The following is a 12,579-nucleotide window of genomic DNA, read 5'->3' on the forward strand; positions in this document are numbered from 1 at the left end:
CCTTTTTAATTTAATCCTATGTTCACAACTAAAATAAAAATGCTATAGCAAATACTAAATACCAATTACCAATTACCAATTATTAAATACCAAATGACCAATGACCAATGAGGAAGAACAAATTCCCATTCATGGTATCAGTGGACTGGGAAAGTGTAGCAGCACGAGGATACTATCAGCCCTCCCGTAACATCAAAGTAGCTGAATCGGGGGGAGCTTACCAATTACCGCTCTCCTTTGAGACTCACTCACCCAAGGGATGCCCTAGGATACCACCAGATATTCAGTTGCGGCAGTATCAGCGGCAAGCGGTGGCCAATTGGTTTGCCCATCGGGGACGAGGAACCCTGAAAATGGCAACGGGTAGTGGTAAAACGATTACTGCTTTAGCGATCGCAACGGAACTGTATCAAAAAATCGGCTTACAGGTGTTGCTGGTGGTTTGCCCTTACCGCCACTTGGTTACTCAGTGGGCAAGAGAATGCGAACACTTTAATCTCGAACCGATCTTAGCCTTCGAGAGTGTCTACAGTTGGCAGAGTCAACTGTCTGCCCAGCTATACAACCTCCAGGTTGGGAAACAATCGTTTATTACCATAATCACTACCAATTCTACCCTGATTAAGGATGGTTTCCAGTCTCAGCTGAAGTATTTTCCTGATAAAACCCTGATAGTGGGAGATGAAGCCCATAATTTGGGGACTACCCGCATCGAAAAGAGTTTACCCCGTAACATTGGACTGCGCCTTGCTCTGTCAGCTACACCGGAACGGTATTTTGATGAAGCTGGCACAGAAGCGTTGTTTGACTATTTTGGTTCAGTATTACAACCAGAACTGACCTTAGCCGATGCGATTCACCAAGGAGCGCTAGTGCGTTACCTATACTATCCGGTGTTCGTGGAATTAACAGAGGCGGAAAATATTGCCTATGCTAGATTAACTCAACGGATTGGTTGGGCATTAGGGGAAGCAGACGATATAGAAAATGACACTACTTTAACATCGTTATTGATGCAACGAGCTCGGTTAGTTGGGGCGGCTGCTAACAAGTTAAGGGCGTTGCAGCGGTTAATGGCTAAGCGTCTCAACACCTACCATACCTTGTTTTATTGTGGGGATGGTTCCGTAGATGGGCAAGTGAGTAATGAAAGCAACCGTCAGTTAGCAGCAGTAACCCAGTTATTAGGTTCTCAACTGGGCTATCGGGTCAACACCTACACTGCTCAGACACCGTTGGCAGAACGGGAGGAATTACGTCGTCAATTTGAGCGGGGGGAGTTGCAGGGGTTAGTAGCAATTCGATGTTTGGATGAAGGGGTGGATATTCCATCCATTGAAACGGCGGTAATTCTGGCAAGTAGTAGCAATCCCCGGCAATTTATTCAGCGGCGAGGGCGAGTGTTGCGACCGCACCCAGGTAAGGAACGGGCAACGTTATTTGACATGATTGTTTTGCCCCCAGATTTAGGACGAGAAACTTGGGAAGTGGAACGGAGTTTGTTGAAAAAGGAATTGAAGCGATTTTTGGAGTTTGCTGAGTTGGCCGATAATGCTGGGGAGGCCAGGGTAAAATTGCTGGAAATTCAGCAGCGCTATGGAGTGCCAGATTGCTAATTCCCAAGAAAGCGATTTTTCTAAGAGACCAGTTTTTCTGGCCTCCCATGATTTTTGATCAAAAAAAGCGATGCAGCGCGGTCTTGGGGAGCCAGTGCGGTCTTGGGGGTTCCCCCCATGAGCAACTGGCGTGGTTTCCCCCATGACCGCGCTGCATCAAGACACGGTGGCAGTGTCACCGATTACGACAATAAACGATTGTCAATCTTCCGGTTCAAAATCTTCCTTACTCACCCCACAGGTCGGACATACCCAGTCATCTGGAATATCTTCAAAGGGTGTTCCCGGTGCAATGCCACTATCTGGATCCCCTACCTCTGGGTCATATACATAGCCGCAAACGGTACAGACATATTTCTTCATGGATATTGACCTAAATTAGTGTTCTTCTCTCATCAGTCTGATCATATCGTGTGCCGTTGTTTCGGTAGTGTTCTTTGTTATTGTTTTTTTATATAATTAATTCCATGACTCCCATGGAACTGAGCGACCAAGCAGTTCTTCCAATGCTGTAACTTCCTGTTTATAATACTTAGTAAGAGCATTTTTGATAGCTGGTGAAATCGACACTTTTTCCTGAGGCTGCACGTTAAGGCGTAAATAGATCGGATCGAGCGACCGTCGAATTTTCCTTAAAACTTTGTGAATGGGTTTGTCTTGTGTATATTGACGCATCGACTTTAAAAACTGCTCATAATTCCGGTGAAACCACCAATTTTTTACTGCCTTGCTGGGATTATATACTTTAAAGAGATAATCCCCATAGAAGCTGGGATCAATTCCTGCAAATCCACAGATTTTTTCAAGCACAGATTTGGGATTACGGGATAATTCTTCATAAAAATCTACATAAATTCTATCGGAGCCGAATAAGTCAAAGTAAGGCTTTAAGTAGAAAGAATAACGTCCTTGCTCAAGGGAACGCATATAGGTATAGGTATTTTCGTGATAAAAATTATCATTAATTAATTGCTGGTTAACATAGTTATCAAAGCTGATATCTTGAGGAATATACTCTTTCTGTTTAGCAAACTTATACCAAGAAATTAAGCGATAAACCGGTTCCCTTAGGATAAATATAAGTTTTACATTTGGTAGAGATAGTTTGATTTTATGGGGTGTCCCTGATGAGTAAAGATAGTCTGGTGTTGCCTCCATCCGAATTTTTTCGCAATGGTAACACTGAGCATAACGGAAAATATCATCATATTTTTCTAGACCATCTTCATATCGATAGTTGGAAGCTTCCGGATAATCTTTATCCAAAAAGAAGCGAATTTCTTTGAGGTTAGAGGTACAAACTTGAGGATGATCAGCTAGGTAATAAAATAGTGATGTTGTTGCCGCTTTTGTCGTGCCTCCAATAATCAAGTAAGCGTGCTGTTTAATACTTGAACTATTCATAGAGTTTATTAACCCTGATTAACTAGGATGGTTGGTGAGGACAGAAACACCCTTTTGATGGAGTAGATAGATGATAAGTATCACATAGATAAGAGCCATAACAGGCCAACTCATAGCAATACCAATCAATCCCCAAACTTGCCAAAATAACCAACTCAGAGCAACCCCTACAAATGCCATAGTCACCATACTCCAGACAACCAAACCATAAGCTCTCTGAGCATACAAGCCAGCTTCAAGCACGGGGATTAGAGAAATAAATGCCAACGACAGCCCTAACCACAAGAACACTTGAGACGTCTGCTCAATAGAGGTAGCTTCAAAAGAACCATGTCCGTATAGCAAACGAATGATTTCCCCATGGGATACCACAATGAAAAGTACTGCAGGTAAGCTTACTAATAGGGTTTTAGTCAGGTTTTTGCGCAAAGCCGATCCCAACCGGGATTTATGCCCAGCTAAGTCATGCTCTGTCATGGCAGGCAAGCTGGTGGTAGCAATACTGACACCAATAATCGTTTGAGCAGCGGAGACGATCCGAATCGCAAAGTAGAATGTGGACACCCCACCAACTGCTACTAAGGAAGGCAGCATCTGGCTCTTGACTAGATTAGATGCGAGCTTAATAACAAAACCGATAGTGGGTAAAGAACCTGCTTGCCACAGACGCAGGAGGTCATCTTTGCCAGCCCAGGCCAACCATTGATGCTGGTGTCCCGCTTTAAAAGCATCTAGAAATACCAGCACAAAGAATCCACCAAATCCCAAGGTATAAGCGTACGCTATCCACAGAGCAATACTAGACTGATGCCATGCCAACCCAATGGCAGCCACTACGAAACCTGGTGCGATCGCATTCCGCAGAGCTACCGCACTAAAGCGCCTTTGGCTGTTGAGGATTACACTAAAGACCGCAATCCCAGGAGCAAACAAAACCATTGGCGCACAGACCCGAAATAAAAACGTTGCTTGTGCTCTACCCTCTGGGGAAAATCCTGGGGCTAACCCAGTTATAATCAATGGCGCTAGAATTTCCAACAGAATAGTTAGACTAACACCGAGTACTAAAGCTAAGTTGACAATGCCACTGACCAAGCGATGATATTCCCTGAGACTCAGAGCATCTCGGCGCTCCATGAACATTGGAACCAAGCTTTGTCTGGTTCCCTCCCGGCTCACGGTATCAATTAGTCGTGGTAAGCTCAGGGCAACAATCAAGGCATCTGTGGTTTGACTAGTCCCCAGTTTCGCCGCCATCAAAATGTCTGCAACCCACGCCAGTAGCATACCCAAGAAGGTCAGAGACATCACTCGCAGCGTGGGAGATTTCCAGCCTTTGATTATACGGTTGGATAGGTTCATTGCTATTACTTACTGCATAGACCTGATTAAGGTAGCAGACTTGGAGTTTTTCCCTTTTGGTTGTCCGTGCTGGTAGTATCCAAAAATTACGAAATTGTTGGTAGATCCAAATTGTTGGTGCTTTTGAATTTACTAGTTTAAGACTCGGGTTGAAGTACCGGAGTGGAATCTTTGGGAGCGTCTGTCTTAGAACTCGGTTTTTCCCAGGCCAGGATAACCAGCCCAGTTGTAATTAACAGGCAAAGCGCCACAGCCCCCAGCATCACCGTTTTTTTGGTATTACCAACAGGTTCTTTCGGTAAGTTCGGCTCTACTAACAATTGCAGGGTTGGATAAGCAGTAGCATGATCCGATTTATTCAAGTTTAATTGAGCCGACTTCGCCGTAAATATAGCTTCAGAGATTTGCACCTCTCGCTCAAGCTCAGTCAGGGTTAACTGCTTCTCAATCAACGTCTGAAGTCTAGACTCTAGCTGAGCAATTTGTTCTGCCAAGGTGTTAACTTGACCGGTTAGTCCCTGTTGTTGAGCTCTCTGGTTAATTAACACTTGTGCCAGATTTGCTCGACCTGTCTGGGCATCTAAGCCTAAATTGAGATTATCCAAACGTTGAAGATCCATCCGCTTGCCCAATAGCTGTTGGCTACGAGCAAGTAATGCCTCAAGCGCCGCTTGCTTCTTAGCTTTGAGATTAATCACCTGAGGGCTATTTGGTGTCCATTGAGTATTGAGTATCGTTAGGTTAGCGCTGATATCGCTATAGTTTTGCCAAAGCTTTTTAAAGACTTCATCATCCTGAAGCATCAGAGCATCGGCTGCTTGGTCAGTTGACAACCTTAGGTTAGCTTCTAGCTGCCTTAATCCAGAGGTAGCCGCTTGCTGCTGAGCCAATAAATTAGCACGCTCCACTCGCAAGCTCTCTACTTCTTCTGAAAGGTTCTTGATTTGTTCAGAAATTTTGAGCGGTGAATTCTTTTTGAATTGAGAAAGCTTTGTTTGGGCTTTTTTTAAGTTACTATTAGCAGAGTCTAACGCTAACAACGTCTTGTTATCCTGACGAGCTGATTCTTCTGCTCTCAAGTAATCAATCCGCTTGACTAAGGCTTGATAAAAAGCCCGAGTATTTCGCTGAGCTTCCAGTTTGCTTTTGCCATCCACTTCAAATTCTATGATAGTGGTACCTCTATCCAAAGAAACCCTTGGCTTGGCAAACTCTTCAAAATCTTTGACTGAGGTATTAACAGCAGCAGCAGCTTCAGTTAATACGACGTCACTCATGGCGATATACTGGTAGTTTTCTCGTGGATCTACCTTTAAAAGATATCCGTAAGGAGACTTCTCACCTGGATTGGAGGAAGCTTGACCGACTCCAGGGAGTTGAACAGATCCTTGAGAACCCACACCAGGTATAATTGCTGCTGCCTTACTGGTGTAAGTTGGAGGGATTTGCTCGAGCACAAAAAAAGCTAAACCCAAAATAGCAGCATTACTCAAAATCCCCAAACTTATGTAGGAAAACCATTTCAACCCATTGGGTCGAGAACGTTGGCGTGCTTTTGGTAAGGCTCGAATCGGAATTGAAGATTCTGTCATCGTCTGTGATCAGAATAGATGCAGTCCACAAATTTACATTCAGACTAAATTATGAATATTTTGTGATTGTAGTTCAGATACCGTGCTTTTAAACAATTTTGACCAGTGGGATAAATCCTCTAGCTGCTATTATTATAGAACTAGATGACAGAATTAGATGACGCCCACAATAGTTTTTTTTTGCCCATTGAAATCACACCCCCATAATACTACAGATGCAGATGGGGTTAGCCAAGACCAACTAACAACGGCCTAGCCTAATCGATCTTAAAATTCACTTGATCAATCAGTTCTGATCCATGTTCAACCTACCCTACAAGGGAAGCCAAGGGTTAACAACCTTCAACCTTCAACCTTCAACCTTCAACCTTCAACCTTCAACCTTCAACCTTCAACCTTGGCCAAAAGGCCACGCAATCGCGTTCAACCTTCAACTTCCAATCTTCAACCTCCCAACTCCCGAGAACGCTGATAAGACCCTAAAACCGCCTCAATCAAAGCTGATCGAAAACCAGCCTTCTCCAACTTAGCGATCGCAGCAATTGTGGTTCCCCCAGGACTAGTCACCTTATCCTTCAATTGAGCTGGATGCATTTGAGTTTCTTGTAACAGCTGGGCTGTCCCCAATACTGTAGACAGGGCCAACTGTAATGCGATCGCTCTGGGTAATCCAGCTGCCACGCCCCCATCTGCTAGGGCTTCCACCAAAATCGCCACATAAGCTGGGCCTGACCCAGATAAACCGGTCACCGCATCCATCAGGTGTTCCGGAATCTCAACTACTTCACCAACAGCCCTAAAAATTGTCTTTGCTTGCTCCATTTGATCAGGCGATACCCATTTTCCGGCCGCTAGGGCTGTGATTCCTGCCCCAACTGTTGCAGGAGTATTAGGCATTGCCCGGATCACTGGCTGGGAGGCAAAAGCGGTTTCCAGTCGTTCCAGAGGCACTCCAGCTATAATTGAAATCACCATTGGCAACGTTCCTAAGCTGTGACCGTTGTCACCTCTACCCATTCCCAGTTCTGCCGCTACCGCTTCAAATACCTGAGGTTTAATTGCCAGTAACAAAACCTCTGATGCTGCCGCTGCCGCTTGGTTATTGGCAGTGACCCTTATGCCGTATTTTTGCGCCAAACCATCACGGCGCTGCTCCAGCAGCTCACTCACCAAGACCTGATCAGGGTGGTAAAGTTGTTGGGCAAGTAGACGGGATAGGAGGGCTTCTCCCATGACACCGCCACCAATTATGCCAAGTTTTATAGGCAACCCAACACCTCTCTTTTCAACTATTAATGTTATTCATGAAACACTATACACTTGTCAAGTCCTGACGCTTACTGAGCCATCTGATCTGGCTCAGAACCCCAGGCTGGTGACGGAGCTGTCTGACGGGGATTAGGGACTTGGGGAGTAGGTATCTCATGAATCACACCAGACTGAGTACTTACCTGAACACAGCTTGGTGTGAACAAGAAAATACTTTCACCAATACGCTCTTGATGACCATCAATAGCGTAAGTCCCACCAGCCACAAAGTCCACCGCTCGTTGTGCTTGGTCTGGATCCATGATAGTCAGGTTTAAGACCACCGACTTCCGTTCCCGCAGTGCCTGAATCACTTGGGGCATTTCTTCAAACGAACGAGGTTCAATCACTGCCACCTCTGAAATCCCATTGGCTGCTCCAGGCATGCCAATCACATTATTGATCGGAGATGGCCCTACGCCTGCTTCTGATACCGTTGTCCGCTCCCGAGAACGACGTCTTGTCGGACGTTCCTCCTCTGGTGGCGGTTGCACCGGTTGCTCTTGTGGGTAGGGAGTTGGGTAAGCATCCCCCTCCATATCTTCATATTCGTATTCGTATTCCACTGGCTCATTCAGACCGACGAAATCGCGCAGTTTATTAAAAATACCGCTCATAGTCAACTCTCCATCACAACTTTAGTGTAAGCTTCTGCAAAACCGATAATCGACCTTCTCTAGGGCAGCAGTCTTGAGTAGATGCTTAGACTAGAACGTAAACAGTCTAACTTACCCCATAAGCTTACTTAATAATTTTCACCCTTGAGAACACCACAAGGTTATCAATATAGAATATATATCTGCCTTCTGCTTGGGGTGTAGTTGTGGAAACAAACACTTAGCAGAAGGTTATGCCATTATATATAAGAGGGCAATATTGATGATGGATGTGGTTGGGTATATACTACCCCATTACTTGGCTCTAGCCATAACCTAATTTCAGAAAACCCTCACAATCATCGTTTATACCTACTTCTGGCGGTAATATCAGCCCATTCACCTTGTCCGGCTCCAAAGAGTCTCCCAATTAACCCGAACGGGTTTCCTAATGGAACTTATTGGAAGGTTTGCTGATGGATAATCCGAAGCTGCTCATAGTCAGCCGATGAACCACTGCGCCTAAGTAAGCGAAGGCGATTTTCTACCAACAGCCGAGCCTCAGAACGACTGATTGGCTCAAAGGCAATACCATTGGTGGTACTTTTCACCAAAAAGAAAAGTCTCTGGGCATAGATCGTAGTGAACAACTCTTGTTGTTCTTCAACAATGCAAACTCGAAACAGTAGACCAAAATTGGGGTGATGGAGGTAGTTTTCAGAACTCATCAAAATCCATACTAGGCGGTACTTGAGCACCGAACAGTCTGATTTGGGTCAAATAAGTCATTGCCATGACTTACTTTTCCTTAGTCAGGTTAGTGGTATTATGCCAGGGGTTTTGGTTAATTAGTTAATTCAGGTCACACTAGGAGTCACCAAGACCCTAACAATTCCTAAAGACTTTAACCAAGTTATAGAGATAATAGCTTGATTAGTGGATTTGAGTTTGCCAGGGAGAACAATTAGGGGATTGGGTCATATTGTTTCTGACACCATAAGATTTCTAAGATCATGGCAATCTGATCTAACTCACTAAGTCTACCCAAATCTTACATAAATACATCTCCCCTACCTTGGTTGAACTGCTCAATACCGATACCAACAGATTTGAGATAGACTGAGGATTGATAAGAATCCCATAGGGAAAGAGGATGGGGAGGAAAAAAATACACTAATAGTTTTGGCAATAGTTTTGGCAATAGTTTTGGCGGTGACTTCGTGAAACTTTAATAAAGATTGCTCAGAAATCCACATGTTTCAAAAATTCTAGGTCGATAATGGTTCTATAAGCTAATGATTCCCCTAGTAATTAGCCAACAAACTATCCGGATTAACGAGTCTAATGACTGAAAAATTGAATGAACAAGAGACAAAAACTATCAGTATAGAGGTGCATCCAGATAATAACTGATTAGGCGTTTTCAGGATGTTATTGATTAAGGGTAAGCATTTTGCTAATAGCCTAATCTCGACCCTGCAATGTTTGTAGGGTCATTATTATGAATTGATAGTGATTTTACAATTGTCCATGTTACTTTGTCTCAATTGCTGGGCATCAAGCGTGAGTAAGTCCTGGTAAATTGGTCACTCAATTTGGTCACTCAATTTGGATAGTAGGCTGACACACTGGGCTGTTAGTCTGTGAACTTCAATCGATAAATCTTTGAGGAGTAAAGTAGAAACATAATGTTTGACTGCATAATCGTTGGTGCGGGACCGGCTGGTGGAACTGCTGCTTATCACCTGGCTAAAGCTGGAAAGTCTGTGGTGGTTCTAGAAAAAGAATCCTTACCCCGGTACAAAGCTTGTAGTGGTGCGGTTTCCCCACAAGTGCAACAGTGGTTTGATTTCGACTTTACACCTGTCATATCTCTAAAAGCTGAGAGTGTACGCTACACCTGGAAAATGGATGATCCAGTAGAGGTGAAACTGGACACTCAAGAACCGGTTTGGATGGTGCAACGAGATGTTTTCGATCACTATCTCATCCAACAAGCCCAAAAACAAGGTGCTGAAATTCGAGATAATACAGCAGTTACAGGGGTAGAGTTTAAGGGAGACCACTGGCAGGTCAACACTGTCAATGGGACTGTGGAAGGTCGCTATGTGATTGCAGCTGACGGTGCTACTGGACCGATGGCAAAATGGTTGGGATTCAAAGAACGTAAGTCACGTTTAGCATTAGCCCTAGAAGTGCCAAAATCGGACACTAATAGTAAGGAGATCCATTTTGACTTTGGTCAGGTCAAAAATGGCTTTATCTGGAATATTCCTAAAGCCGAAGGCTACTCCATTGGTCTTGGCTCCTTACGGGGTGGTGACCTCAAAGACATCCAAAAGATAGTCAAAGGTTATGCGGAGAAATCCGGCTTAGACCTGAGTAGCTGTCAACAGCACGAAGGTGCCATCTGTGTCTGGGAAGGTCAGGAGAAGCTCCATACACAAAATGCTGTATTAGCTGGGGAAGCTGCTTGTGTGGTGGATCCCATGACTGCTGAGGGAATTCGACCCTCCATGTTTAGTGGGATGAAAGCAGCTGAGGCCATTCAACAAGCTTTGGCAGGTCAAGCTGATGCCTTAGAAAACTATACCCAGGTGATGCAGGAAGAACGGGGAACTGATATGAGTTGGGCTGCTAAGCTCGCTGGTGCGTTCTACAGCTTTCCCGGAATTGGGTACAAAGTCGGCGTTAAAAAACCCGTTGCTACTCAAATCATGCTCAACATTCTGTGTGGGCAATTACGCTACTCCGAAGTAGTAAATCGTGCCATGAAGCGCTTGAACCCATTAAGCGGGGGATAATGGTGATAGGATAATTAATCTTTTCTGGTATCTTATCACGTAAATAGTTGGGGTTGTTGAGGGTGGACGCTTGACTGTCAACCCTCAACCGTCAACAGATAATACCATTAATGTCGGGTAAAAATGACCATACTTGACCCCACCACAGGACTACGGGCAAGTAACTTTCCCTCTAGGTCAGTAATTTCCAACTTGCTAAAGTCTAATTCTTGAGACTGACTCAGCATCCTTTGAGCTAAGGTATTCTGCTGAGCATCGTTGAGTTGGTACCACTCATCATTTACCTTGACCAAGAGCATACTTCTGAGAAAGTTCGCCTCAATTGCTTGAATCAGGTCATTACCGTACTGAGCGGTAATAGCGGCAATTTGATTTTGAATTGCGACAATCAGGCTTTGTTCAGGAGTTAACTCTGGTGTGGGTATGGGTTCCGATTCCACCAGTTGTGATTCCTGAGGAACTTCCAAATTTTGTGGAGAATTAATGGTATCAGCAGGAACTTGTGCCACCTGTGCTGGTGTCTTTGGTAGAAGCGTTAGTGTTGTCCATAGAATGACTACTACCACGCTTGCGATCGCACCAGTCAACATCCAATCAGACAGTTTTTCATTCCAAGCTGCCGGTAGCAAGGAGCGGACTTTTTTTAAGGTGCCATCCCAAAACTGGCCAAGAGTACTAAGAATCGGCAGCAAGCGATTCATTAATCCAGACTTAGGCTCAGAAGACGATAACTTTCCCTTGCCAGTTGTCTGAGGCGATGGACTTGTTGTTTCCAAGCTGTCTTCGGATTTATCTGTCACTGATGGTGTCGGCGGCGTTTGAATTGGTTCATCATTTGCCGCTTCTGGCTGCTGTTTTTGCTCTTCTGACATTATACTTCCTCCCAGGCAGCGCCATTTGTTGATTCAATGGATTAACACTCCTCCTTACTCACTATATGTCGGTTTCGCGTTGCTCAAGCAAGTTGATGTCAGGGGTAAGGCTAACCCCGTATCTATAGCACCTCACCCCTCACAGTCCCCAATTTTTCGGTCAAAATGTTCCCATAATGTTAATGGGAAATTGAAGAGGTATTATACCCAATCAATTTCCCAGTATTAAAGCTCCGTCTTCAAGGTAGGAGGGCTGAGATATTTGCGATTCGGTTATACCGCAGCAAAGTAAACTTTTGATTTAACAGGGTCAGGGTTCATAGTTTTGTCACCTGGTTGCCACCCTGCTGGGCAAACTTCATCGGGATGAGCTTGAACGTATTGAATCGCTTTCAAGGTACGCAGGGTTTCGTCAACGCTACGACCAAAGGAGAGGTTATTGATAGTAGCGTGCTGGATTATGCCCTCCTTGTCGATGATGAATAAACCACGCAAGGCAATACCGGCTTCCGGGTCAAGAACGTTGTAAGCTGTGCTGATTTCTTTTTTGATATCAGAAACCAGAGGATAAGCTAAATCGCCTACACCACCACTCTTGCGGTCAGTCTGAATCCAAGCCAGGTGAGAGAATTCGCTGTCAACAGAGACGCCAAGGACTTCGGTGCCTAGTTCTTTGAATTCTTCAAAGCGATCGCTAAATGCAGTAATTTCGGTAGGACAAACAAAAGTGAAGTCTAGGGGATAGAAAAACACAACGACGTATTTACCACCATAGTCAGACAGTTTAATTGTCTTGAACTCTTGCTCGAATACAGCAGTGGCCGTGAAGTCGGGAGCCAGTTGGCCTACCCGGAGACATCCTTCTGTTGTAGTCATATAGTTATGCTCCTTAAAGTGTGTAGGGTGTCAGTTGGCTACAGATTGCTGATCAAGTGGTGGTCACCTCAAACCGTGCTACCCATACTATTTCTCAAAGTGCTGGCTAAATACATACATCTTGAGAGGGAGTTCATGGATAAGAAAAT

Annotated in this window: 12 protein-coding genes; 2 read left to right on the forward strand and 10 right to left on the reverse strand. The window is 44.6% G+C overall.

Annotation, left to right across the window (positions count from 1 at the left end):
* Nucleotides 1-107 precede the first annotated feature (107 nt).
* Complete coding sequence (locus F6K51_RS24245; RefSeq protein WP_293025021.1) at nucleotides 108-1,616, forward strand: DNA phosphorothioation system restriction enzyme; 1,509 nt, start codon at nucleotides 108-110, stop codon at nucleotides 1,614-1,616.
* A gap of 201 nt (nucleotides 1,617-1,817) precedes the next feature.
* On the opposite strand, the gene rd is transcribed toward F6K51_RS24245, so the two are convergent.
* The 8 genes from rd to F6K51_RS24285 form a co-directional block, all read right to left on the reverse strand.
* Nucleotides 1,818-1,979: a rubredoxin gene (gene rd, locus F6K51_RS24250; protein ID WP_293025023.1), complete on the reverse strand. Its 162-nt coding sequence runs from the start codon at nucleotides 1,977-1,979 to the stop codon at nucleotides 1,818-1,820.
* A 96-nt stretch (nucleotides 1,980-2,075) separates the two neighbouring features.
* Nucleotides 2,076-3,020 carry a sulfotransferase gene (locus F6K51_RS24255; RefSeq protein WP_293025025.1) on the reverse strand — a complete coding sequence of 315 codons (945 nt, stop codon included), beginning with the start codon at nucleotides 3,018-3,020 and terminating at the stop codon, nucleotides 2,076-2,078.
* Nucleotides 3,021-3,038: 18 nt separating this feature from the next.
* Nucleotides 3,039-4,382, reverse strand: a complete 1,344-nt coding sequence (locus F6K51_RS24260) for a lipid II flippase MurJ (RefSeq protein ID WP_293025027.1) — start codon at nucleotides 4,380-4,382, stop codon at nucleotides 3,039-3,041.
* A gap of 137 nt (nucleotides 4,383-4,519) precedes the next feature.
* Complete coding sequence (locus F6K51_RS24265) at nucleotides 4,520-5,974, reverse strand: hypothetical protein (protein WP_293025029.1); 1,455 nt, start codon at nucleotides 5,972-5,974, stop codon at nucleotides 4,520-4,522.
* Between the two features lie 444 nt (nucleotides 5,975-6,418).
* A complete protein-coding gene (gene proC / locus F6K51_RS24270) occupies nucleotides 6,419-7,243 on the reverse strand; it encodes a pyrroline-5-carboxylate reductase (protein WP_075900396.1) in 825 nt (274 codons plus the stop codon).
* Nucleotides 7,244-7,311: 68 nt separating this feature from the next.
* Nucleotides 7,312-7,899 carry a cell division protein SepF gene (locus F6K51_RS24275; RefSeq protein WP_293025031.1) on the reverse strand — a complete coding sequence of 196 codons (588 nt, stop codon included), beginning with the start codon at nucleotides 7,897-7,899 and terminating at the stop codon, nucleotides 7,312-7,314.
* Nucleotides 7,900-8,336: 437 nt separating this feature from the next.
* Nucleotides 8,337-8,606 (reverse strand): transcriptional coactivator PipX, encoded by a 270-nt coding sequence (gene pipX / locus F6K51_RS24280; RefSeq protein WP_293025033.1) that lies wholly within the window; start codon nucleotides 8,604-8,606, stop codon nucleotides 8,337-8,339.
* A 323-nt stretch (nucleotides 8,607-8,929) separates the two neighbouring features.
* Nucleotides 8,930-9,067, reverse strand: a complete 138-nt coding sequence (locus F6K51_RS24285) for a hypothetical protein (RefSeq protein ID WP_293025035.1) — start codon at nucleotides 9,065-9,067, stop codon at nucleotides 8,930-8,932.
* A gap of 499 nt (nucleotides 9,068-9,566) precedes the next feature.
* Between F6K51_RS24285 and F6K51_RS24290 the strand changes: the two genes are divergently transcribed.
* The gene (locus F6K51_RS24290; protein WP_293025037.1) at nucleotides 9,567-10,682 is read left to right on the forward strand and encodes a geranylgeranyl reductase family protein; all 1,116 of its coding nucleotides are present in this window, start codon (nucleotides 9,567-9,569) and stop codon (nucleotides 10,680-10,682) included.
* Nucleotides 10,683-10,789: 107 nt separating this feature from the next.
* Here the strand turns inward: F6K51_RS24290 and F6K51_RS24295 are convergent, their stop codons facing one another.
* Both F6K51_RS24295 and F6K51_RS24300 read right to left on the reverse strand, forming a co-directional pair.
* The gene (locus F6K51_RS24295; RefSeq protein WP_293025039.1) at nucleotides 10,790-11,554 is read right to left on the reverse strand and encodes a hypothetical protein; all 765 of its coding nucleotides are present in this window, start codon (nucleotides 11,552-11,554) and stop codon (nucleotides 10,790-10,792) included.
* Nucleotides 11,555-11,827: 273 nt separating this feature from the next.
* Nucleotides 11,828-12,430, reverse strand: coding sequence for a peroxiredoxin (locus F6K51_RS24300; protein ID WP_293025041.1), 603 nt, complete (start codon nucleotides 12,428-12,430; stop codon nucleotides 11,828-11,830).
* Nucleotides 12,431-12,579 lie beyond the last annotated feature (149 nt).

This window comes from Moorena sp. SIO3I8 (assembly GCF_010692325.1).
GTDB lineage: Bacteria > Cyanobacteriota > Cyanobacteriia > Cyanobacteriales > Coleofasciculaceae > Moorena.

Excerpts from the sequence above, each read along its gene's own strand:
- pipX (WP_293025033.1), bottom strand. The coding sequence starts at position 8,606 with ATGAGTTCTGAAAACTACCTCCATCACCCCAATTTTGGTCTACTGTTT.
- F6K51_RS24245 (WP_293025021.1), top strand. The coding sequence starts at position 108 with ATGAGGAAGAACAAATTCCCATTCATGGTATCAGTGGACTGGGAAAGT.
- F6K51_RS24265 (WP_293025029.1), bottom strand. The coding sequence starts at position 5,974 with ATGACAGAATCTTCAATTCCGATTCGAGCCTTACCAAAAGCACGCCAA.
- F6K51_RS24295 (WP_293025039.1), bottom strand. The coding sequence starts at position 11,554 with ATGTCAGAAGAGCAAAAACAGCAGCCAGAAGCGGCAAATGATGAACCA.
- F6K51_RS24290 (WP_293025037.1), top strand. The coding sequence starts at position 9,567 with ATGTTTGACTGCATAATCGTTGGTGCGGGACCGGCTGGTGGAACTGCT.
- rd (WP_293025023.1), bottom strand. The coding sequence starts at position 1,979 with ATGAAGAAATATGTCTGTACCGTTTGCGGCTATGTATATGACCCAGAG.
- F6K51_RS24255 (WP_293025025.1), bottom strand. The coding sequence starts at position 3,020 with ATGAATAGTTCAAGTATTAAACAGCACGCTTACTTGATTATTGGAGGC.
- F6K51_RS24300 (WP_293025041.1), bottom strand. The coding sequence starts at position 12,430 with ATGACTACAACAGAAGGATGTCTCCGGGTAGGCCAACTGGCTCCCGAC.
- F6K51_RS24275 (WP_293025031.1), bottom strand. The coding sequence starts at position 7,899 with ATGAGCGGTATTTTTAATAAACTGCGCGATTTCGTCGGTCTGAATGAG.
- F6K51_RS24260 (WP_293025027.1), bottom strand. The coding sequence starts at position 4,382 with ATGAACCTATCCAACCGTATAATCAAAGGCTGGAAATCTCCCACGCTG.